The organism is Flaviaestuariibacter amylovorans, assembly GCF_039541815.1.
Classification (GTDB): domain Bacteria; phylum Bacteroidota; class Bacteroidia; order Chitinophagales; family Chitinophagaceae; genus Flavisolibacter; species Flavisolibacter amylovorans.
In genome coordinates this window covers 292,158-314,077 of the sequence record NZ_BAABGY010000001.1, presented here as the reverse complement: position 1 = coordinate 314,077, position 21,920 = coordinate 292,158, and the positions used below count along the sequence as shown (strand labels likewise).

At 59.8% G+C, this 21,920-nt stretch carries 21 protein-coding genes; 5 read left to right on the top strand and 16 right to left on the bottom strand.

The features are described 5' to 3' along the window. Window positions 1-35: 35 nt before the first annotated feature. The 3 genes from ABD937_RS01375 (at window position 36) to ABD937_RS01365 (ending at window position 1,849) form a co-directional block, all read left to right on the top strand. On the top strand, window positions 36-716 hold the full coding sequence (locus tag ABD937_RS01375) for a GNAT family N-acetyltransferase (RefSeq protein ID WP_345252797.1): 681 nt from the start codon (window positions 36-38) through the stop codon (window positions 714-716). Window positions 717-754: 38 nt separating this feature from the next. Further along, window positions 755-1,222, top strand: a complete 468-nt coding sequence (locus tag ABD937_RS01370) for a YqgE/AlgH family protein (protein ID WP_345252795.1) — start codon at window positions 755-757, stop codon at window positions 1,220-1,222. A gap of 87 nt (window positions 1,223-1,309) precedes the next feature. Then, a complete protein-coding gene (locus tag ABD937_RS01365; RefSeq protein ID WP_345252793.1) occupies window positions 1,310-1,849 on the top strand; it encodes a hypothetical protein in 540 nt (179 codons plus the stop codon). A gap of 183 nt (window positions 1,850-2,032) precedes the next feature. Here ABD937_RS01365 and ABD937_RS01360 read toward each other — a convergent pair whose 3' ends face one another. The 8 genes from ABD937_RS01360 to ABD937_RS01325 form a co-directional block, all read right to left on the bottom strand. Next, window positions 2,033-2,917, bottom strand: coding sequence for a cyanophycinase (locus ABD937_RS01360; RefSeq protein WP_345252791.1), 885 nt, complete (start codon window positions 2,915-2,917; stop codon window positions 2,033-2,035). Between the two features lie 168 nt (window positions 2,918-3,085). Further along, complete coding sequence (locus ABD937_RS01355) at window positions 3,086-5,521, bottom strand: bifunctional UDP-N-acetylmuramoyl-tripeptide:D-alanyl-D-alanine ligase/alanine racemase (RefSeq protein WP_345252789.1); 2,436 nt, start codon at window positions 5,519-5,521, stop codon at window positions 3,086-3,088. Window positions 5,522-5,894: 373 nt separating this feature from the next. After that, window positions 5,895-6,854 carry a TerC/Alx family metal homeostasis membrane protein gene (locus ABD937_RS01350; RefSeq protein WP_345252787.1) on the bottom strand — a complete coding sequence of 320 codons (960 nt, stop codon included), beginning with the start codon at window positions 6,852-6,854 and terminating at the stop codon, window positions 5,895-5,897. 128 nt (window positions 6,855-6,982) lie between these two features. Further along, window positions 6,983-8,683 (bottom strand): gliding motility-associated ABC transporter substrate-binding protein GldG, encoded by a 1,701-nt coding sequence (gldG, locus tag ABD937_RS01345; protein ID WP_345252786.1) that lies wholly within the window; start codon window positions 8,681-8,683, stop codon window positions 6,983-6,985. Further along, entirely contained in the window at window positions 8,680-9,402 is a 723-nt protein-coding gene (locus ABD937_RS01340) for an ABC transporter permease subunit (protein ID WP_345252785.1), read from the bottom strand. The genes gldG and ABD937_RS01340 overlap by 4 nt, the downstream gene beginning before the upstream one ends. Before the next feature lie 228 nt (window positions 9,403-9,630). Beyond that, window positions 9,631-9,981, bottom strand: coding sequence for a HesB/IscA family protein (locus ABD937_RS01335; RefSeq protein WP_345252784.1), 351 nt, complete (start codon window positions 9,979-9,981; stop codon window positions 9,631-9,633). An 81-nt stretch (window positions 9,982-10,062) separates the two neighbouring features. After that, window positions 10,063-10,482: a Fe-S cluster assembly scaffold IscU gene (iscU, locus tag ABD937_RS01330; RefSeq protein WP_345252782.1), complete on the bottom strand. Its 420-nt coding sequence runs from the start codon at window positions 10,480-10,482 to the stop codon at window positions 10,063-10,065. 131 nt (window positions 10,483-10,613) lie between these two features. Further along, window positions 10,614-11,831: an IscS subfamily cysteine desulfurase gene (locus ABD937_RS01325; protein ID WP_425475025.1), complete on the bottom strand. Its 1,218-nt coding sequence runs from the start codon at window positions 11,829-11,831 to the stop codon at window positions 10,614-10,616. Window positions 11,832-11,939: 108 nt separating this feature from the next. Here ABD937_RS01325 and mce point away from each other — a divergent pair, with 108 nt between their 5' ends. Further along, a complete protein-coding gene (mce, locus tag ABD937_RS01320) occupies window positions 11,940-12,374 on the top strand; it encodes a methylmalonyl-CoA epimerase (RefSeq protein ID WP_345252781.1) in 435 nt (144 codons plus the stop codon). A gap of 235 nt (window positions 12,375-12,609) precedes the next feature. On the opposite strand, the gene ABD937_RS01315 is transcribed toward mce, so the two are convergent. From ABD937_RS01315 to ABD937_RS01295, 5 genes are all read right to left on the bottom strand, one after another. Next, the gene (locus tag ABD937_RS01315; protein ID WP_345252780.1) at window positions 12,610-13,581 is read right to left on the bottom strand and encodes a hypothetical protein; all 972 of its coding nucleotides are present in this window, start codon (window positions 13,579-13,581) and stop codon (window positions 12,610-12,612) included. A 716-nt stretch (window positions 13,582-14,297) separates the two neighbouring features. Next, window positions 14,298-15,302 carry a hypothetical protein gene (locus tag ABD937_RS01310; protein WP_345252779.1) on the bottom strand — a complete coding sequence of 335 codons (1,005 nt, stop codon included), beginning with the start codon at window positions 15,300-15,302 and terminating at the stop codon, window positions 14,298-14,300. 410 nt (window positions 15,303-15,712) lie between these two features. After that, the gene (gene rnc, locus ABD937_RS01305; protein ID WP_345252778.1) at window positions 15,713-16,453 is read right to left on the bottom strand and encodes a ribonuclease III; all 741 of its coding nucleotides are present in this window, start codon (window positions 16,451-16,453) and stop codon (window positions 15,713-15,715) included. Window positions 16,454-16,495: 42 nt separating this feature from the next. Beyond that, on the bottom strand, window positions 16,496-17,752 hold the full coding sequence (gene fabF / locus ABD937_RS01300) for a beta-ketoacyl-ACP synthase II (protein WP_345252777.1): 1,257 nt from the start codon (window positions 17,750-17,752) through the stop codon (window positions 16,496-16,498). A 97-nt stretch (window positions 17,753-17,849) separates the two neighbouring features. Next, window positions 17,850-18,086, bottom strand: a complete 237-nt coding sequence (locus ABD937_RS01295) for an acyl carrier protein (RefSeq protein ID WP_072835589.1) — start codon at window positions 18,084-18,086, stop codon at window positions 17,850-17,852. 170 nt (window positions 18,087-18,256) lie between these two features. Between ABD937_RS01295 and ABD937_RS01290 the strand changes: the two genes are divergently transcribed. Further along, window positions 18,257-18,685 carry a GNAT family N-acetyltransferase gene (locus ABD937_RS01290; protein ID WP_345252776.1) on the top strand — a complete coding sequence of 143 codons (429 nt, stop codon included), beginning with the start codon at window positions 18,257-18,259 and terminating at the stop codon, window positions 18,683-18,685. Window positions 18,686-18,887: 202 nt separating this feature from the next. On the opposite strand, the gene ABD937_RS01285 is transcribed toward ABD937_RS01290, so the two are convergent. The 3 genes from ABD937_RS01285 to ABD937_RS01275 all read right to left on the bottom strand — a co-directional run bounded on the left by ABD937_RS01285 (window position 18,888) and on the right by ABD937_RS01275 (window position 21,920). Next, window positions 18,888-19,364 (bottom strand): YcxB family protein, encoded by a 477-nt coding sequence (locus ABD937_RS01285; protein ID WP_345252775.1) that lies wholly within the window; start codon window positions 19,362-19,364, stop codon window positions 18,888-18,890. Then, on the bottom strand, window positions 19,361-20,731 hold the full coding sequence (locus ABD937_RS01280; protein ID WP_345252774.1) for an alkaline phosphatase D family protein: 1,371 nt from the start codon (window positions 20,729-20,731) through the stop codon (window positions 19,361-19,363). The genes ABD937_RS01285 and ABD937_RS01280 overlap by 4 nt, the downstream gene beginning before the upstream one ends. 190 nt (window positions 20,732-20,921) lie before the next feature. After that, the gene (locus tag ABD937_RS01275) at window positions 20,922-21,920 is read right to left on the bottom strand and encodes a TraR/DksA family transcriptional regulator (protein ID WP_345252773.1); all 999 of its coding nucleotides are present in this window, start codon (window positions 21,918-21,920) and stop codon (window positions 20,922-20,924) included.

Here is a 21,920-nt window from a genome sequence, read left to right as displayed (position 1 = left end):
AACCGCGCGTGGGCACAGAGGGATACCTTTGCGGCGTGGATAACCTGCTCAACAACCCGGTGTTTACCGCCCTCGCCACCCGCGATGCCGCGCTCGGCACCGGAACCAACGAGGTGAAGCGCTTCGATGAGGCCGTATCGCCCTTTATCGGCATCCGCGAGGGCTGCACCGATGGCTTTGCCCAGCTCCACCGCGAGCTGCCTCCCGGCCGGGCCATCCTCCATGCCACCACCGGCCGGATGGCGACGCCCGAAGGCTGGCGGCTTCAGGTGGAAGTACCGGGCCTGCAGTTCGTATTCCGGGGCGCTGCCCATTCCGACCCTCCTGGGGCGGCGCCCCTGCCGTTGCTACCGGAGCACGTGCCGCAGATGATGGCGCTGGCCGCGCTTACCAAGCCCGGTCCCTTCGGCCCGCGCACCATCGAGTTCGGACACTACTACGGCATCTTCGACGGTGCGCGCCTCGTAGCCATGACCGGCCAGCGCCTGCACCTGCCCGGCTACAGCGAGGTCAGCGCCGTATGCACGCATCCCGACCACCTCGGCAAAGGGTATGCCGCTGCGCTTCTGCAACAACAGCTCCGGATCATCTGCGCCGCCGGCGAAACGCCCTTCCTGCATGTGCGGGCCGACAACGCCCGGGCCATCGCGCTGTACGAGCGGCTTGGCTTCGCCGTACGCGGCCCCATGAACTTTTATTTCCTGAAGCGCATCTGATCGCTTTGTCACACACATCACAGTAACTTCCAGCACGCATGATGTCCCTTTCCGCAGGCTCCGTTATCAAAAGCACCCCGGCACTCGCCGGCGACCCGCTGTTCGCTGGCGTCACGATCCTCATTACGGCGCACGGCCCTTCCGCCGACGGTGCCGTAGGCTATATCATCAACCGCCCTTTCGGCCGCAGGCTCAATGAGCTCGCCGAGTTCAGGCATGGGCGCGCTTTTCCACTATACGACGGCGGGCCTGTTGACCGCGAGCACCTGTTCTTCGTGCACCGGCGCCCGGACCTCATCGAGGGGGGTGTGCCGGCCGGAGCGGGTATCTATGCAGGGGGCGACTTCCGTCAGGCGGTGGCGGGCATCAACGCGGGCCTGCTCGGCACCGGCGACCTGAAGCTGTTCATCGGGTATTGCGGCTGGGATGCCGGCGAGCTCGAGGCCGAGATCGGGGAAGGAAGCTGGATGGTGACGGACGAAGCACCGGAACTCCTGTTTACCTGAGGCCACGGGCTGTTAAAACCCGCGCCCCGCGGGCTCCATTTGCCGGCATTGGCCTATATTCATTCTTCCATCCATCAACGCACCACCATGAAAAAGCTTTCCGGCGCCGTCCTCGCCGCCCTCCTCCTTGCCTCCTGCCAGAGCTCCGACAGCGATAAAGCCGCCGGCACAGGGGCCAACGATCCTTATTCCGTAAATGTACCTGCGGGTCCTGTTGCCGACAGCAGCAGCGCCACCACGACTGCAGCGCCTACTGTCGCCGCTGACACCTCTAAGAGCCTTACGGTCACCGGGGCCACCCTTCCTTCGCCGCCACCGCCGGCAGTAACGTCGGCAGTGCCGGTAGCCAGCAAGGGCGCCAAGGGCGCGCTGAACCCCGCGCACGGCCAGCCCGGTCACCGCTGCGACATCGCCGTGGGTGCCCCGCTCAGCAGCCCCGCGGCGGCGGCACCGCAACCCGTTACCATCACGCCGCCGGCCGGAGGTGCCACGCCCACAGTAGTGGCCCAGCCTTCGACGGCCAGGCCCGCTACGGCGGCGCCGGCCAAAGGCGCACGGCTCAACCCGGCACACGGCCAGCCCGGGCACGATTGCGCGGTTCCCGTGGGCCAGCCGCTCAAATCTTGATTGGTAAGAAAGGTGAATTCGTCTCCGATTCCGGAAGACGCCTCTGTTTCGTGAGGCGCCTGGCGCGAGGGAAAGCTGCTGCAGCCGCGGCGCTTCTGCTCCTGCCGGGCGCCTCGCGCTTTACGGAGCTGGCACAGCCTGATGGTCGAAAGCCTTCCGGCGTGCTGCCGCCCGCATCCGTATTTATACGTGCGGCGGATTGATCTGTGGTATCCGGTAGCAATCGCCGGAGGAAAGGATATGCATCTTCAGGTCGCGGATCGTGATCGGCTTCCGGCTGGTGAATTCCTCGATGCTGGCCTCCGTGATGTCGAAGCCTTCGAGTACGATGATGGTGCCCGTGCCGATGACGTCGCCTTCGAGGCCATTGCGGATGATGATGGCGGTATCTTCCTCGATGCCGATGCCGATGCAGTTGGGATTGGTGACGATCACCTGCGCCATCCGCACCACGCGCCCGCGGTGCACGAAGTGCGTATCGATACAAACATCCTTGAGGAACTCGAAGCCAGTAGTGACCTTGATCATTCCCCCGAGCTCGTGCACTTCGTCGTTGCCCGCGTAGATCATGGGTGTTGACAGGCACATGGCACCGGCACTGGTGCCGGCCACCACGATGGAATCGTAGATATAGCGCTTCTTGAGTGCCGCGAGAAAGCTCGTGCCGCCGTAGATGGACGTATATTTAAGCTGATCGCCGCCGGCAAAGAAAAAGGCATCTGCATTCTGTACCCGCTCCACGAGCCGCTCATCGTTGATGGCCCCCTTGCGGGAGTTGTGGTGGATGTGCCCGATATGGCTGACGTTAAGTTCCGCCAGGGCGGTGCAATAATCCTGGAACGACTCGTCGCCCTCGCTGCTGGCCGTCGTCAGCACTTCGATCTGCGGGTTTTCCTTCCCGGTGAGCTCGACGAATTTCTTGAGAATCTCCAGCCGCTGAAAATCCGAAGGCGTTTCCTTTCGCCTTGCCTCCCGCTCCCCCTTATTCTCGGCGCCACCGATCACCAGCAGGATGCCGGCCGGAACAGGAGCATGCACAGCGCGTTCTTTCTCTTTTGCTTTTGCCATTCCATGATACATTGTTCAGGTCTGTTGCAGCAACATTTACGCCAGCGACCAGCTTTTGCGGTTCCGGCCGGACTTTCTCTTTCCACATCCGGATTCCGGCACCCGCAGGCGTCTCCTTCAAATGGTGCGTGACCATCCTTTTTCAGGCGCACGGCCCGCCCGGGCGCTCTACTCCTGGAAGTACACCCGCTTCACCCGCTGCGATACGCCCGTCATGACCTCGTAGGGGATCGTACCCATCCAATCGGCCAGCTGCTGCACGGGAAGCCCGGGACCGAACACCACCACCTCGTCGCCCTCCTTCACGTTGGGCACCTGGGTCACGTCGATCATCGTCATGTCCATGCACACCGTGCCCACCACCGGCGCCAGGTGGCCGTTCACCCACATCTTGCCCACACCGTAACCAAGGCGGCGGCTGTAGCCGTCGGCATAGCCGATGCGCACGGTGGCGATGAGCGACTCCTCCCGGATGACGCCGCGGCGGTTATAGCTCACGGTATCGCCGGCGGCGAGGTGCTTTACCTGTGCTATCGTAGAGCGCAGCGTGGCTACTGGCTGCAGCTCGAGCTGCTTCGTCTCGATCTCCACGCCATACAGCCCGATGCCGAGGCGCACCATATCGAGCTGCAGGTGCGGGTGGCGGATGATGGCGGCGGAGTTGGCGATGTGCTTTAGCACCGGGTAGGAAAGCGCCGCCTCGATGGGCCGCAGCATCTCCCAGAAACGGTCGGCCTGCTCGCGGGTAAAGTCATCCTGCGCGGCATCTTCGGAGGCGGCGAGGTGGCTGAAGAGGGAGCGCACGCGCAGCCACGGCGTCTGCTGCAGGTGCCGCGCCAGCGACGGTATTTCTACGGTGGCGAAGCCCAGCCGGTTCATGCCCGTCTCGAGCTCGATGTGCACCGGCCAGCCCTGCAGCCCCTCACCGCGCAGGAAGGCCTCGAAGGCATGCAGCAGCGCAAAGGAGTAGATGACCGGTTGCAGGTGGTGCTCCACGAGCGCGGGGAAGGAGCTGACATCGGCATTCATGACCATGATGGGCACCGTGATGCCCGCCCTCCGTAGTTCTACACCTTCGTCGGCATAGGCTACACCGAGATAATCCACGTGATGAAACTGCAGGATCGACGCCACCTCCGCCGAACCGGAACCATAGGAGAAAGCCTTCACCATGGCCATCACCTTCGTTGATGGGCGCAGCAGCGCTCGGTACTGGCGCAGGTTGTGGGCAAGCGCGTTGAGGTCGATGGCAAGCACCGTCTGGTGCACCCGCGTTTCGAGCTGCGCCACGATGCGCTCGAAGCGGAAGCGGCGCGCGCCTTTCACCAGGATCGTCTCCTCGTGGAACAGGCCCGGGTGATACTGCCCGAGAAAGGCTTCGGTATCCGGATAGCGCTGTACGGCGATGCCGGCGGGGAGCTGCAGGTGCCGGGAGATCTCCGGGCCGATCAACACCGCGCGGGCGATACCGGAGCTGCGGAGCACCTGGGCCACCTGCCCATAGAACTGCCCAGGCTCACGTACCGATTCGGCAAAGTCCGACAGGATCACCGCACGGGGCTGCCCGGTACGCTGCTGCTCCATGAAATGCAGTGCCAGCTGCAGCGAGGTATAGTCGGCGCTGTAGGAGTCGTTGATCAGCGTGCAGCCGTTGAGACCGCGCTTCAGCTGCAACCGCATATCTACGGGATGCAGGGTAGCCAGGCGGCTGTTGATGGTGTCTACCGAGTACCCGAGGTGTAGCAGCACGCTGCAGCAGGTGAGGGCATTGGCCACCGAAGCCTCGTCGGTGAACGGGATCCGGAAGCGCAGCGGCACGCCCCGGTAGGTCACCTGCGCTTCGGTGTCGCGGTCCTGCTCCAGCGCATCCACCCGCAGGGTAGCGTCGCGCCCGCTGCCCCAGGAAAGGTGGTTGGGCAGGAGGCCGGTCCAGGGCTCGGGGCCGATGATGACGTCGGCGCCCTCGAAGAGGCGGCCTTTCTCATGCTGCTTCTCCTCGGTCGTCACGAAGCCCTCGTCGTGGGCGGAGCCGATATTGGTGAGTACGCCGATCGTGGGCCGGATCATGGCGGCGAGCCGCGCCATCTCACCGGGCTGCGAGATGCCGGCCTCGAAGAGCGCGAGGCTGTGTCCTGCAGTCATCTGCCACACGGAGAGGGCCACGCCGATCTGCGAATTGTAGGAGCGCGGGCTGCGTACGATGCGGTGCTCCGGCTCGAGCAGCTGGTACAGCCACTCCTTGACGATGGTCTTGCCATTAGAGCCCGTGATGCCGATGACCGGGATCGAAAACTGTGTGCGGTGATGCGCGGCGAGCGCCTGCAGGGCGGCTAGCGTGTCGGGCACCTGCAGGAAGGAAGCTTCCTGGAAGTCGGCGATGCCCGGGTCCCGGTCCACCACGAAGGCACGTACGCCCTTGCGGTACGCGTCGCCGATGAAACGGTGACCGTCGCTGCGCGGGCTGTGGAGCGCAAAGAAGAGCGAGGCCTCTCCTACCGCTACGCCCCGGCTGTCGTGCAGCAGGTGGGCAATGGTCCGGGTAGTGTCGGCGGCCTGCAGAAACGCGGCGCCGATGATCGCTGCAATGGAATCAACCGTGTACATGTGCCCCGAAATTAAGGGCAGGCGTTGGTTTTCAGGCTGCTCAGGTAGGCCGCCGCAAGTGGCTGGATTTCCTAAAGCAGAACGCGGGTTTCCCGCAGAGACGCTAAGACGCAGAGCACGCAAAGCCACGATCCTCCCTGCGGCAGGATGTTTGCCCGGCGACGCCACGGCACGACGGAAACTGAGTGACATTCAACATGAGCCATTATCCCCTGCGCTTTTGCGTCTTGGCGTGAACTCCTTGCCGCCGGCAGGACAAAATTCCTTCCGTGCTTTGCGCCTCTGCGGGAAATCCGCCGGCCGTTTTGACGCATGCCACCAGTCAAAAAAGCCCTGCCGCAGGCAGGACTCTATTACGAACTTCCAAATGGGATCAGATGAGGTCGTTTTCGTTGGGCTTGCGCTTCGCCACCTGTATCGAGTAGAGGATGGAACCGCCGAGGCACACGAGGATCACCAACAAAGAGATCGTCACCGGCATATGGAAGCCCTTGTAGACGAGCGGGATCAGCATCTTGGCGCCGATGAACACCAGCACGATGGCAATGCCCTGCTGCAGGTACGAAAAGCGGTTCACCGCTCCCTTCAGCACAAAGAACAGCGACCGGAGTCCGAGCACCGCGAAGATGTTGGAGGTATAGATGATCAGGTTGCGCTGCGGCGAGTCGGTCACGATCGCAAATACGGCGGGGATCGAATCGAGGGCAAACACGATGTCGGTAAACGACAGCATCACCACCACCACGAAAAGGTTGGTGTAAAAGCGCTTGCCGTTGCGGATGACGGAAAACTTGCCGCCCACGTCTTCGTGGATGATCGGGAACACGCGGTTGATCACCTTATATACCGGGCTCGCCGCCGGGTCAAACTGGTCCTCTTCCTTGGCCGAGAAGATCTTGACGCCGGTATAGAGCAGGAAAGCGCCGAACACATACAGCAGCCAGTTGAAGCGCTCCACGAGCACCAGGCCCACCGCGATGAAGATGACCCGGAACACGATGGCCATCAGGATGCCCCAGAGCAGGGCCCGCGCGATGTGGGTAGAGCCGATCCGGAAATAGGTGAAGATGAGGATGAAGACAAAGATGTTGTCGATGCTCAGGCTCTTCTCCATGAGGTAGGCGGAGAGGTACTCGAGCGCGGGCGCCTGCCCGTATTCGTACCACAGGAACCCGAAGAAGGCAAGGGCGAGCCCTACCCAGAACACCGCCTGGTAAAACGCCTTCTTGATGCTGATCTCGGTCTCCTTCTTGCTCAGCAAGCCGAGGTCGAAGACGAGGGCCAGAACGATAACGATGCCGAATACTAAATAACTGAGCTGATCGGTGGTCATGCGGGGAAGAAGCTTGATTGAAGGCCGTAAAGATAGGACGCAACGCAACCGCCTACGGCAAAATCCGTGCAGACCTGCCCGATCATTGCCGCCCGTCGAAGGTCAAAAACGGCAGCAGGCGTTGCTGCCTAGCGGGCATAGCGGCGCTTGCGGGCTGCCTGGTACGCAACGCCGAAGAGCAGCACGAGCCCGATGGGCACCACGATGTTGACGAGCTGCCAGGTGCTCCGCTGTGCCCGCACGCGCTTCGGGTCGAGCAGGCGAAGGGTGTACTCCTTGCCTCGGGTCTGCAGGATATTGCTCGGGTTGACGAGGTATTCGAGGCAGTTGGTGAAGAAGTCCTTGTTGGCATAGGTGTACCGGGTAAACACGTTGGTGCCCATCGGCAGGGGCCCCTGCTGCGGGCTGAACTGGTTCGTAGCCACGTCGCCGTCGGCCACCACGATCATCTTGCCCGCCGAAGACGCTTCGGGCAGCACGTCGTAGTCGAGCGCGCGGAACGAATCGCGCAAGGCGCCGGGAATGCGGCCCGCGTACAGCGAGCGGAAGCGGCCCTCGAGGAGGTAGGCCACGGGCACGTTCTTCCGCTTGAACAGCTTCTCGTCGGGCGCGATCTGCAGGAACTGGAAATCGATCTTGGCCGGGGCTCCGAGGATCCGTGCGTTGGGCGACGACACCAGCAGCGGCGTTTTGCGAATGCCCTCGGCCTGCACCGTATCCATTACCGTCGGAAAGAAGGTGCGGATGCCGTCGAGGTTCTTGCTGATGGGATGATTCGTTCCGTTCAGCACCGGGAAGAACGGCCAGTCGACAAAGCGCTGCGCGCCGGTACCGTCGCTCACCTGCGGCAGCTGGTCGCACTGCATGTCCTGCAACAGGTCCTGGTTGATGCGCACGCCCCAGTTGAAGAGCAGGTCTTCGAGGTTGAGGCCGCGGTCGAAAGCGATGAAGCCCTGCGACTTATAGAGCGAGTCGAACTCGGCGTACATGTTGTCGAGCATCCAGAACACCTTGCCGCCGTGGGCTACATACTGGTCGATCTTGATCTTGTCTTCGTTGCTGAACGGCTGGGTGGGCTTCAGCACCACCAGCGCGTTGATGACCGGCGGGATGAACGGCACCTCGCGGATGTTGAGCGTATCGGAACGGTACTCGTTGCGGAGCGTGAGGAAGGCGTCATTGATATTCGGTCCCCACACTTCGCCGTTGCCGAGCAGGTAGGCCACGATGGGCTTCTCGGTCTCCGTCACCTTCTGGATGGCGTGCGCGAACTTGTATTCTACTGAAGCCTCTACGTTGTTGTACAGGGCGGCGAGTTCCTCCGGACTCGTGCCGAAGCCGCGTTGCCCCTTGAGCAGGTCCACACCGACTGCGCGGTCGCCGTAGCGCACCACGGCACCGTGAAGCACATTAGTGACCTCCAGGTTGTCGCCCACCTTGCCGGGCGCCTGCACGGCCAGTGGCTGCAGGCCGTAATTATACTGGAGCGAGTCGAGCAGCGCGTTCACGGTGGCGGTGTCGCCTTCGAAAGGATTCACAAAGCGGTACTGCAGCCGTTTGCCGCCGAACTCGCGGGCCTCCTGCAGGAAGTCGCCGAGCGTGTTGCGGAACTGGCGCACGTAGGAAGGCAGCTCGTCGCCGGCTACGAATACGTCGATCAGGACGGTACTGTCGAGGCCGCGCAGGAGTTGCTGCGCGGGCGCGCTGAGCGAGTAGCGATGCTCCTCGGTGAGGTCGAAGCGCTGGTGCCAGGATGCCGCGATGACGTTCACGCCAACGAGGGCCACGAGGGCGAGCACCCACCCGAGCTTATTGGTTCGTTGGTTCATGCGCGGAGCAAGAGGTTTTGACGGGTGAGGTAAAGGAAGAAAAACGTTACGCTGAGAAAATATACGATGTCGCGGGTGTCGAGCACGCCGCGGCTGATGCTCTGGTAGTGAAAGTCGATGCCGAGCAGCTCGATGACGTAGTCGGCGCCGCCTTCCACCAGCGGCAGCTGGCTCAGCGCATGAAAGCCGTAGTAGAGCACCGCGCAGGCCACGAGCGCGCCGATGAACGCGATCACCGCGTTGGCGGTAAGCGAGGAGATGTAGACGGACACGGCCGTAAACACCGCCGCCAAGAAAAAGAGGCCGAGGTAGGATCCCGCAGCCGCGCCCGCGTCGATACCATTGGCAGATGCGAGGTGATTGACGGTGAAGAAGTACACGAGCGTGGGCAGCAGGGCGATGCACACGATGAGGAAGGCGCCCCAGAACTTGCCGCCTACGATCTGGCCAGGGCGGAGGGGCCGCGTGCGCAGGAGCTCGAAGGTGCCGCCGCGGTACTCGTCGGCAAAGGAGCGCATGGAGATGGCCGGGCAGAGAAATACCAGGATCCAGGGCGCAAACGAAAAGAACGCGTCGAGGGAGGCATAGCCGGCGTCGAGGATGTTGTTGCGGAAGACGAAGAGCACAAGGCCGTTCACGAGCAGGAACACCACGATGGCAATGATGCCGGTGAGGCTGCTGAAGAACTGCCCGAGCTCCTTCTTACAAATGGACCACATAGGCTGTAAAGTAAAGAAAGAAAAAGTTGGCTGCAAGCAGCCAACTTTCACGCGGCGACGCAGCGGCGCAACGACGCAGCGTACAGATAACGTGAAGCAACGCCTTTTCGGATAAACAATTTCTTAAATCGCCGCGCCGCCCATCGCTGCGCCGCCGCGTGCACCCGCCCGCTTGCGGGCATAAAAAAATCCCGCCATCAGGCGGGATTCGAAATTCTTGATACGTACTTATACCGCGAAGGACTCTCCGCAGCCGCAAGTACGCGACGCGTTGGGGTTGTTGAAGAAGAAGCCTTTGCCGTTGAGGCCGTCGGAGAAGTCGAGCATCGTGTTCACGAGGTAGAGGAAGCTCTTGAGGTCGGTCACCACCTTGACGCCGTTGTCCTCGAACACCTGGTCCATCGGCTTTTGCTCGTTGTCGAAATCGAGCTTATAGCTCAATCCCGAGCAGCCGCCGCCGACCACACCTACGCGTACGAAGTACGACGGATCGTCGGCTACGCCGGCTTCCTGCATCAGCTGCCGCACTTTCTCGCGGGCCTTATCCGATACGTAGATCGCGTTGTCTGTTGCTGTCATGGATTACGAATGGGGTAATTGGGCTTCGGCAAGCTCAGCCTGACAAATGAGGCCACTTGTCACCCTGAGCTTGTCGAAGGGTTAATGAACAATGGATTCGTCGAACTTCAGCTCCTCGAGGCCATTCTTGACGCGGTAGTCGTTGATGGCGGCCTTGATGGCGTCTTCGGCGAGCACCGAGCAGTGGATCTTCACGGGAGGGAGGTTGAGCTCTTCCACGAGTTCCATGTTGTCGATCTTCATGGCTTCGTCGATCGTCTTGCCCTTCAGCCACTCGGTAGCGAGGGAAGAGGAAGCAATGGCGGAGCCACAGCCGAAGGTCTTGAATTTCGCGTCCTTGATCACGCCGGTAGTATCGTCCACCTCGATCTGCAGGCGCATGACGTCGCCGCACTCGGGAGCGCCCACGAGGCCGGTGCCTACGCTCTTGCTGGCTTTGTCGAGCGTGCCCACGTTCTTGGGGTTGTTATAGTGATCCAGTAGTTTATCTGAGTATGCCATAAAATGTTTATTAGTCTATTTGTCTATTGGTTTATTGGTAACAGGGGCCTACCAACGAATTCATCAGGAGAGCCTGTTACCCTTCGAAAAGCACCAGATCTGAGATCATCACATCACAGATCTGAGATCTCCTAGTGGTGCGCCCATTCGATGGTGTTCAGGTCGATGCCATCCTTGTACATCTCCCACAGGGGGCTCATCTCGCGGAGCTTGAGCACGGTGTTGCGGATCTGCTCAATGGTGTAATCGATCTGCTCCTCGGTGGTGTAGCGGCCCAACCCGAAACGCAGCGAACTATGTGCCAGATCATCGCCCAGTCCGAGCGCCTTTAACACATAGGAAGGCTCCAGCGAAGCCGACGTACAGGCCGAGCCCGACGAAAGGGCGATGTTCTTGTTGAAGCCCATGAGCAGGCCCTCGCCTTCGACGTATTTGAAGGAGATATTCGTTACGTGCGGCAGGCGGTGCTCTTTGTGGCCGTTGAGGTAAGCTTCCTCGATGCCGAGGAGCGCGGTCTCAAGCTTGTCGCGGAGCGCGCGGAGGCGGGTGGCATCCTGCTCCATCTCAAGGCGGCACAGCTCACAGGCCTTGCCGAACCCTACGATACCGGGCACGTTGAGCGTACCGGAGCGCATGCCGCGCTCATGACCGCCGCCGTCCATCTGGGCGGTAACTTTAACACGGGGGTTCTTGCGGCGCACATAGAGGGCACCCACGCCTTTAGGCCCGTACAGCTTGTGCGCGGTCATGGCGAGCAGGTCGATCTGGTCGGCGTTCACGTCTACCGGGATCTTGCCCACGGCCTGCGTGGCGTCGGAGAAGGTGAGTACGCCGTGCTTGCGGGCAATGGCGCCGATCTCCTTCATCGGCATCACCGTGCCGATCTCGTTGTTCGCGTACATGATGGCGATGAGGATCGTGGTGGGCTTGATGGCCGCTTCCAGCTCCTGCAGGTCGATGAGGCCGTCGGGCTTCACCTGCAGGTAAGTCACCTCGGCGCCCAGCTTCTCCAGGTGCTTGCAGGTGTCGAGTACGGCTTTGTGCTCGATGTTGCAGGTGATGATGTGGTTGCCTTTCTGGGCATACATCTCAAAAACACCCTTGATGGCCAGGTTATCGGCCTCGGTGGCGCCGGAAGTGAAGATGATCTCCTTCGGGTCGGCGCCGATGAGCTTCGCCACCTGCTCGCGGGCATAGTCCACCGCCTCTTCGGCTTGCCAGCCAAAGGGGTGGTTGCGGCTTGCAGCGTTGCCGAAAGACTCAGTGAAATAGGGAATCATGGCCTCCACTACCCGCGGATCGCAGGGCGTGGTAGCACTATGGTCGAGATATACGGGTAGTTTCAACATATACTTACGTTCGATTCAGAAGGCAAATTTACTTCAAAAACAGCCCCCTCCTGAGGAAAATCATTATCCGGAATCCTAATTTTACCAGAATCGTAAAACAGCCCCCGGATGCAGAAAGTTGAGCACATTGGCATCGCCGTAAAATCCCTCGAAACGTCCGTTCCCCTCTTCGAAAAACTACTTGATACCGCCTGCTACAAAACCGAGGAGGTGGCCTCCGAAGGGGTGCGCACCGCCTTTTTTCAGACCGGGCCCAACAAGATCGAGCTGCTTGAATCCACCACCGAGGACGGCGTCATCCGCAAATTCATCGAGAAAAAGGGCGAGGGGATCCACCACATCGCCTTCGACGTGGCCGATATCCGTGCCGAGATGGCCCGCCTCCAGGCGGAGGGCTTTACGCTCCTGAACCCGGAGCCGAAGCCGGGCGCCGACGGTAAGCTCGTGTGCTTTCTTCATCCGAAAGGCACCAACGGGGTTCTGATAGAACTCTGCAGCCCCGCCCCCGGCCCCGGCCCCCTGTCCCCCGAAGGGGGAACTTAGGCTGAAGCTGTTCTTACTTATTCGGCCCTTCACTCGTTGAAGAAGAGTACGCCAACATTAGAATACATGAGGGAGGGGAAACGTGTTGAGCTAAGCTGCTCTTTCTTCTGCCGCTCTTTCCTTCCCTCAAATGTTCTATTGCTCATGTAATCTAATGTTCAAGTATTCCTGACGTAGAAAGCCCCGCCGATGGCGGGGCTTTCGTATAACCTGCAATGTTGAATCGAACTAACTTCTAAAGGACCAGCTGCCGGGTAGTGGCGAGCTCGTTGTTGTTGCTCACGGCAACCACGACATGACCTTTGACGGAGGTCGGTACCAGCACCTGGCCGACGGCCGATCCGAGGCGCTGTTCCTGGAGCAGTTGGCCGCCGATATTGAAGATGCGGACGGTGGCACCCCTTACTTCCTCCCCGAATTCGAGCAGCAGGCGGCCGCTGAGCGCACTGAGCTTTATGCCGGAGGCATCGGCACCCGCGCGCACGGTGCGGATGGCGGTATAGGTAAACGTTCCATCCAGGTCGATCTGCCGGATCCGGAACTGCAGGGTGCCGGCGGGCAGGTTGCGGGCGGTGTAGCTGTAGCGGCGGTCGGAGGAGCTGTTGCCGGCTGCGCGCACGAGGCCGAGGGTCGTCCAGGTGCGGCCGTCGCGGGAGAATTCCACTTCAAAGCCAAAGGCGCCCACCTCGAGGGCAGTAGCCCACTGCACCAGCACGTCGGCGCCGCGGCGCGTGGTGCTGAAGGCGAGAAACTGCACCGGGAGGGTGCTGAAAGAAAAAGGCTGGAAAGCTCCGGTAGCGGAGGAGGCCATCACCGGGCCGGTAACGGAGTTGCCGCTGTTGGACCCCGTCATTACCGTGCTGTTGCCGATCGTAATGCTTTGGGAGTTGTGACTGGCGTTGATGATGCCTTCCGGATAAACGAAGATGACGCTGGAATCACCCACTTTGAGTTTGGAACCGTTGCCGACGAAGTTCAGGCCGCCCATGACGCGGAGGAGCAAATACTCGTGGTTGAGGTTCTCGTTGCTGCTGATGGTTACGACCCGGTTTGCGGGAATGATCACCGTGTCGTCGTCGTTGGGCACGGCGGCGGGGCTCCAGGTTGAGGAGGTACCCCAGGTGCCGTTGTTGATAGCCGTCAGGATACGGCCGTTGGCCGAAGCGGTAAGTACGAGCGCAAGAAGAGTAAGCAAAATCTTGTTCATGGTCGTCCGGCTACTTATTCTTGTTTATCGTAAAAATAGGTTATCGCGTAATAAAGTCTAAGGGTTTGCTACTACCCGATGTCCGATATCGAGGGGGTAAACTTAGAAGCAATTTTTGTAATAAACAAGTGTTTTTACTATAAGGTTACGTAATAACCCTAAGCCGGCTGCGGACGAGTGGTTGAATAGATTGACAATCAGCTATTAAGCACTGGGACATTTCTTTCTTTTCTGTAAGATTTCCTGCCTTGAAAGACCTTTTTCAACGGGCTTTTTCCTGGGCATGTTGCGAATTTCTTTACTGATTTCAGCAAGATTCCTAAGTGGATCACTTAAAACGTCTGCTAAAGCTGCCGGCGAGCGGAAGGCGTAGAGGCTGTTTGCGTTAAAGGATCATCCGGAAAGGGCGAAAAGGTCGGCCGCAAGCGGCCTCGATGCACGACGGCGCAACGGCACGACGGCGCGACGAGAAAATGAATGTGCTCTTTCGGCTTTTGTCGTGCCTCACGACGCTTCGGGAGCGCCGTCGTGTTGTCGTGACAGAGGCGTCAGTACCGCGCCCAGCGCCTGCGCGGTCCGATGAACAGTGATTGAATGATTCAGGCAGCCTTCTAGCGGTGCCTGTGCCCCCGCCCGCCGAAACCGGTGCCGGCAGGAAACAAGAAGCCCCGGCAGGAGTGCCGGGGCCGTTCGTTTTTGATTCCGACTGAAATATCTTAGAAGACCAGCGCCTGGGAAGCCGCGATCTCGTTGTTGTGAAGGATTGCCACGATGCAGTAGCCTTTTGCCTGGGTCGGCAGCAGCACCTGGCCAAAGGCGGATGCGAGCTGCTGCTCCTGGAGCACCTGGCCGTTGGCGTTCATTACCCGGATGGTAACGCCTTTCACCTCTTGTCCGAAGCGGGCGACCAGCTTACCGGGAGCAGCCATGAGGCCGATGTGGGCATCGCTGCCGCTTTTCACGGTGCGGATGGCAGTGTAGGTGTATTTGCCGTTGATGTCGATCTGCTTGATGCGGAACTGGAGCGTGCCGGCGGGGAGGTTGCGGGCGGTGAAGCTGTACGCACGGGTGCTGCTGCTGTTGCCGGCGGCGGCCACGGTGCTGAGCGTGTTCCAGCTGCGGCCGTCGGTGCTCATTTCCACTTCGAAGCTCAGGGCATCCACTTCCTGGGCGGTAGACCACTGAACCAGCACGTCGCCGGCGCGGCGAACGGCCGTGAAGGCGATAAACTGAACCGGAAGGGCGCTGGGGCTATACGGCTGGAAACCAGCGGCCGAAGAGCTGCTGGTCAGCGAGGAGGCGCTGCTGTTGTTGGCCGTGGCCACCGACGGGCCGGTGATCGTAACACCGCTGTTGGTGCCGTTCATGACCGTGGTGCTGCCCAGGATGATCACCTGCGAATTCTGGTTTGAATAGATCTTACCATAGCTGTATACGTAGATAACGCTCTGGTCGTTGAGCCACAGCTTGGCGCCGCCGCCTACGAAATTCAGGGTGCCGGCCACGCGGATGTCCATCTGCCAGAACTTCTGCTGGATGTTGGAGGTAATCTCTACGGTCTTGTCGCGGGGAATAAGTACGAGATCGCCATTACCCGGAGCAGCGGGCGACCAGGTGCTGGAGCTTTCCCAGGAACCGCTGTTCACGGCAGTCACGGTGCGGGCGTGCGCAGTCAGGCTAAGACCAGCAAGGATAAAGAGGGCGAATAAAATTGTTTTCATAATGCGGGTTGGGTACGGACTTAGGAAACGTTTAGGGCGCAGGAGCAAAACCGGTAAAGTTCTCTAGGGGTTTGGGGGTACGTTTTGAACGCCTGCGGAGGCAAAGATATATTCCACTTTTAAAAAATGCAAGTGATTCTACCTAGACCCATGGTAAAAACACTGAGAATCAGGTTGCCCAACCTGCATAAGTGCGCGGTAACTAATTGATAATTAATCTTTTGCCCGACTCATCGCCTCGTCAGAAACGCTAAAAAAAATTTAAAAAAAATTTCATTGAGGGCATTTTTACGCCTCGGAAGGCCACAGGAAGGCCTTGATTACCGGCTGCATCCGGTCAATTGCCTGGTGCTTTGCGCACGTGGTGCTGAGAAAATACTTAGGGGAGTAAGGGAATTGCCTAGGTAAGATCAATAGCCGTTGCCGATGGAGTCGGAGTTTTCGATTCCCAGTTTTTCGACGGCGGCCTGGGCGGCAATCTGGGACGCGTCCTTCTTGTTAAAGGCCTTCCCCTGGGCAATGATCTTGCCGCCCAGCACGGCGGCAACGGTAAAGAGGCGGCGGCCGTTCTCCAGCTTTTCGCCAATGGTTTCAAATTCGAGGCTCTTGCCGTTCTTGTTGGCCCAGCCGTAGAGCTTGTTCTTATGGTTGATCTCGCGGTTCTCGAGGTCTTCCATGAACATATGTGGTTGGATGATGCGCTGCAGTACCCAGCGGGCCGTCTTCTTATACCCCAGGTCGAGGTAGACGGCGCCAACGAGGGCCTCGAGTGTGTTGCCGAAGATCTGGCTCGTCTTGAGCGAGGCGTCCGATTTGTTGAACAGGGTAACCTTCTTCATACCCATCTTGATGGCGATCTCGTTGAGCTGGGTACGGTTCACCATCTTGGAGCGCATCTCGGTGAGGTAGCCTTCGCCCTTGTAGGGATAGCGCTTGAAGAGGTACTCGGCTACGAGCGCGCTCAGGATGGCGTCGCCGAGGTACTCGAGCCGCTCGTTGTTTTCGTCGGAGGTTTCCTTTACGGAGCGGTGCGTCAGGGCGGTCTTGTACAGCGCGGTGTTGCCGGGGCTATAGCCCAGCAGGCCTTTCAGCTGCTTTTTGAAAGAAGGTTCGCCGTCTTTTTTCTTATAGAAGGATTTCCAGAAAGACACAAATGGTACGCTACGTTTTAGTGCGGGGTTCGCTGTAGCAAATTAAGCAGAATATTTCTTAAAGATCACACAGGCATTGTGGCCGCCGAAACCGAAGGTGTTGCTGAGGGCCGCCCGCACTTCGCGCTTCTGGTATTCACCGAAGGTGAAATTGAGGCGCGGGTCGAGCTCCGGGTCGTCGGTGACGTGGTTGATTGTGGGCGGCACGATGTCGTTCTGCACCGCCATGATACAGGCGATGGCCTCAATGACGCCGGCGGCGCCGAGGAGGTGGCCGGTCATCGATTTGGTGGAGGAGATGTTCAGGTTGTAGGCATGCTCGCCGAACACGGCCTGGATGGCCTTTACCTCGGCTACGTCGCCGAGCGGCGTGGAGGTGCCGTGGGTGTTGATGTAGTCGATGTCGGAGGGCTGCAGGTCCGCGTCTTCGAGTGCCTGCAGCATCACGTTGCGGGCGCCGAGGCCTTCGGGGTGCGGGGCCGTGAGGTGGTGTGCGTCGGCGGTAGCGCCGGCGCCGGCCACTTCGCAATAGATCTTGGCACCGCGCGCGAGGGCATGCTCCAGCTCCTCGAACACCAGCACACCAGCGCCCTCGCCCATCACGAAGCCGTCGCGGTCCTTATCGTAGGGGCGGGAGGCTGTTTTGGGATCGTCGTTGCGCTCGGAGAGGGCTTTCATGGCGTTGAAGCCGCCGATGCCGGCCTCGGAGATCACGTTCTCGGCACCACCGGTGATGATGATGTCGGACTTGCCGAGGCGGATCAGGTTGAGGGCTTCCATCATCGCGTTGGAGCTCGAGGCGCAGGCCGAGGTCACCGAGAAGTTGGGACCGCGGAAGCCGTGCCGCATCGAGATATGACCGGCGGCGATGTCGGAGATCATCTTCGGGATGAAGAAGGGGTTGAAGCGCGGGGTGCCGTCGCCCTTGGCGAAGTTCATCACTTCTTCCTGGAAGGTGATGAGGCCGCCGATGCCCGAGGCGAAAACGACGCCGATGCGGTCGGGGTTCATGGTCTCCTTCTCGATCATGGCGTCGTGCACGGCCTGGTCGGAGGCCACGAGGGCCGTCTGGGCAAAGCGATCGAGCTTACGGGCTTCCTTTTTGTCGAGGAAGGCCGTAGCGTCGAATCCTTTCAGCTCACAGGCAAAGCGGGTCTTAAACTTGGAGGCGTCGAACAGCGTGATGGCGTCGCAGCCGGATACACCGTTACGCAGGTTGTTCCAGTACTCGGTAACGGTATTGCCCAACGGAGTCAGCGCGCCCATGCCTGTGACGACAACACGTTTAAAACCCTTCATAATAGCCTGTGTCTGATTAGTTGTTTGTAAGAAAAACCGCCTTCCCTGCTAAGCATGAAGGCGGCGATAAGATAACCGTACTTGTTACGGGGTGTTTTTATTTAGCGTGCTCTTCCAGGTAGGAAACAGCCTGGCCCACCGTAGTGATCGTCTCGGCCTGCTCATCGGGGATCGAGATGTTGAATTCCTTCTCAAATTCCATGATCAGCTCCACCGTGTCCAGGGAATCGGCACCCAGGTCATTGGTAAAAGATGCTTCATTGGTAACTTCTGCTTCATCAACGCCTAACTTATCAACGATGATCTTTTTTACTCTTGCTGCGATGTCTGACATTTTGTAAAAGTTTGGTTATAGTGGTGCAAAAATAGAAGTTTTCCGAATAAATCAACCCCCTTCCTTTTTCTTGTCACAGCCCCGCTTTTTTGCCGGTCACACATCGCCGTGAACTGCATTTGCGCGGGTACCGGGAACATTGTATATTGAGGGCCCCATAAGAAGCAGTAATGGCATTAAAGATCATCGATCACGGCAGTGCGGAATACGACCAGATGGTAAAGCTCCGCGAGGACATCCTGCGTCGCCCGCTGGGCCTGCACCTGGAGCAGGATGAACTGGAGCAGGAAAAGAACAACATCCTGATGGCAGCCTACGAGGACGACCAGATGCTTGGCTGCTGCATGCTCGTGGAAGAAGCCCCCGACACCGTGCGCCTGCGTCAGATGGCGGTGCTCAACGACCTGCAGGGCAAAGGCATCGGCAAGGCCCTGATGACCTTTGCCGAGAACCTCGCCCGCGACCGCGGCTACAAGAAGATCACCATGCACGCCCGCAAGAACGCCCTCGGCTTCTACGAGAAGATGGGCTACCGGAAGCAGGGCACCGAATTCCAAGAGATCACCATTCCCCACTATGTGATGGAGAAAGCTCTTTAAGAATGTGCTAATGGGGTAATGGGGTAATGGGGTAATACTTGTTCTACGATACCAATAAAAGAGAGGCGCCGCTATGCGGCGCCTCGTTTATTACATAGTAGTGAACGATAGCAGGCCATCGCTTGCGCAACCTTCCTGAACCTCCCTGAACCCTCCTGAACCTTTTCCTATTAGCACATCAGCACATTAACTCATTAGCACATTAAACTTTTACTTTCTCCCGCAGAAGCTGGCGGAGCGAATGCACGTCGTCGGTGCCGGTGAAGGCGCTCTTGGGGATGATGAAAAAGGTGCGGGGATCGAAGTAGAAATAAAAGAAGGCGGGCGTCTCCATGAACTTCGAGAGGCGCGTCCAGTCGTAGCGGCGCGTACCACGCTCGTTGCCGAGCGAGAAGCCTTCGTCGTTGAAGTTCATATCGAAGTGATCCTTGAACGTATCGTTGCGGCGGTACACGAGCGCCGGCATCAGGAACCAGAATACGATCATGAGCGAGAACCAGAGAAAGGATCCGAGCAGAAAGGCCAGTGGGTAGATCTTTTTCATATAGAACAGCACGGCCGAGAGCAGCGCGAACACGTTCACGACGATGATCATCAGGCGGATCTCGCGAAGGCTCAGGAAATGAAAACGCAGGGCCTGCAGAACGGCCTTCTTGTCGTACGAGAAATGTATGTTCATCGCGATGTAGTGGGTTTTAGTTCGGATTCGCCGACGCTCCAGTTTGCCAGGGGATTGCCGGCGCCGCTCAGGTACTGCACCTGCAGGCGCCGCGCGCCACGGGCGCCGCTGATGCTGATGCGCGTGTAGTTGGGAAGCTCCACCAGCGTGCCGGGCACGCGCGCGGGGTTGTCGGCCTCGGGTGTGCCGGTAACGCGGCTCACGCCGGAGGTGAGCGGCGAGTTGGTGATGTCGTAGAGCGGGTAGGTGCCGGGACGCTCCCAGCGGATCACTTCGCTGTGGTGGCGGTCGCCGGTGAGAAAGAGGACGCCGGGCACTTTTTCATCGGTGAGAAACTGCATCAGCTCCCGGAATTCTACGGGATAGTTCTGCAGGCACTCGTAGCGCGACTTCGGATTCAGCGTCTGGTTGCCGGTAGCGATGATCTTGAAGGTGGCGTTGCTCGCCAGCAGCGCATTCTTCAGCCATTCCATCTGCTGTGCCCCCCACATGCGCTTTGCGGGATTTGGGGCCCCGGCGCTGTCGGTGGCCCTCATATCGTTGGCGCTGCGGAACCAGCGGTCGTCCATCATAAAGATGTCCACGTCGGCCCAGCTCATAAGCGTGTAGATGCCTTCGCCGCGCTCCCCGCAAGAGGGGTTGGGCCAGTAGGATTCGAACACCTTGCGGCTTTCGTCTTTAAGGATATAGCTCTTGTCGGCATCGTTGGGACCGTAGTCGTGGTCGTCCCAGATGGCCACGTGGGGCATGGCTTTGAGGAAAGGTTGCAGCACGGGTTGGCTGCGGTCGCGGCGCGCGCGGTACCAGAGGCCGGAGCGGCTGAAGAAGTCGACCTCGCGGTAATACCAGTTGTCGCCGAGCCAGAGCATGAAGGCGGCTTTTTCCTTTGCCATCGAGCCGTAGATGCTGGAGTCGCCGCCATAGGGCTTGCCCGGACGGTCGTACACCGGCTCGTTCACATAGGAGCAGGAGCCGGTGAGGAAGGAGAAGTCGGGAGCGGGCCTGCGGTGCTGCCAGAGTTCTTTCGTGGTGAAGGATCCGCCGGGCACAGGCTTGCCGTCGATCACGAAGCCGTAGTTGTAGCGGGTGGCGGGTTCGAGCCCGGAGAGCGTGAACTGGAGCGGGTTGCCTTCCTTCCCGAGCTCACCGCGGTAGGTGAGCGTACGGGTGGTCGCATTCTCGGTGCGGCCGCTGCGCCCCCCGGCTTTTGAATACACCAGCTGCACGTTGCGGGCACCGGCGTCCACCTCGAGCCAGATCCTTGCCTCGCGCAGCTCCACCGGTCCGAGCATGGGGCCGGCAATAAGTTGTGCGGATGCGGACTGCAGTAAGATCAGGAACAGAAAGAGGAAAAGGGCGCGCGTCATATCGGGCCAAAGATAAGATCTCGGATCTGTGATCTCGGATCTGTGATCTGGGTTGCTTTACTATAGATTATATCCTACTGGCAAGTTATCATCGAAACCGATAAGGACTGTTCCATCCAAAACAGATCAACGATCTGCGATCCGAGATCTGAGATAAAAAACCCCGGCGTTTTGCCGGGGTTTGAAGAGGTTACTTGTTATTCATCATTTTCGCTTCGATGCTCAGCGTGGCGTGGGGCACCGCGCGGAGCCGCGCCTTGTCGATGAGCTTGCCGGTGACCCGGCAGATGCCGTAGGTCTTGTTCTCGATCCGCATGATCGCCTTTTCGAGGTGATCGATGAACTGGATCTGGCGGGAGGCCATCTGGCTCAGCTGCTCACGCTCCATCGACATCGACCCGTCTTCCATGGTCATGTAGCGGCCCTCGTCGAGGTCGCCGCCTTCATCCTTGCGGGTGATGAGGCCCTGGAGGTACACGAGCTCTTTCTTGGCCGTGTCCAGCTTTCGGTTGATCAGCTCTCGGAATTCCTGCAGCTCGGCGTCGGAGTAGCGCTGGGACGGACCGGTGCCGTTGCTGGCGGAGCCGCCACCTGCGCCCTTGCCGTCGTCCAGCACAGACTTGGTAAACTCGGGATCGTACTTCACAGATTTGGTTGTTGATGTTTTAGGGATGACAAAAGGTTTCTCGGGCTCGGCCTTCTTGCGGGCGGCCGTCGGCGCCAGCGGCTTGATGGCAGGCTTTACCCCGCTGCTGGTGGGCGCCGCTACCGCGGGCTTCTTGGCAGGCTCGGCCTGCTTCGGAGCGGGGGGCGCTGCCTTCGGGGTCGCCTTGGCGACGGGCTTCACCGGCGCGGCGGCCTTTTTGGCTGCCGGTGCGGGTGCCGCGCTCTTCGGGGCCGGGGCAGGCGCCGCTTTTTTGGCCGGCGCCGCCTTTACGGCAGCTTTGGGAGCGGCCTTGGCAGGGGCGGCAGCCGCTTTCCTGGCAGGAGGGGCTTGCTTGGCGGGGGTTGCCGCCTTCTTTACCGGAGCGGCCTTCTTCGGAGCCGCTTTGGCGGGGGCAGATTTACTGGTACTTTTTGATGGCGCAGGCTTTACTGGTGCTTTCACGGCCGTTTTTGCCGCGGCCTTGGTGGCCGGTTTCGCCGACTTTACAGCGGCTTTCTTCGTTGCTGCTTTCTTTGTAGCCAT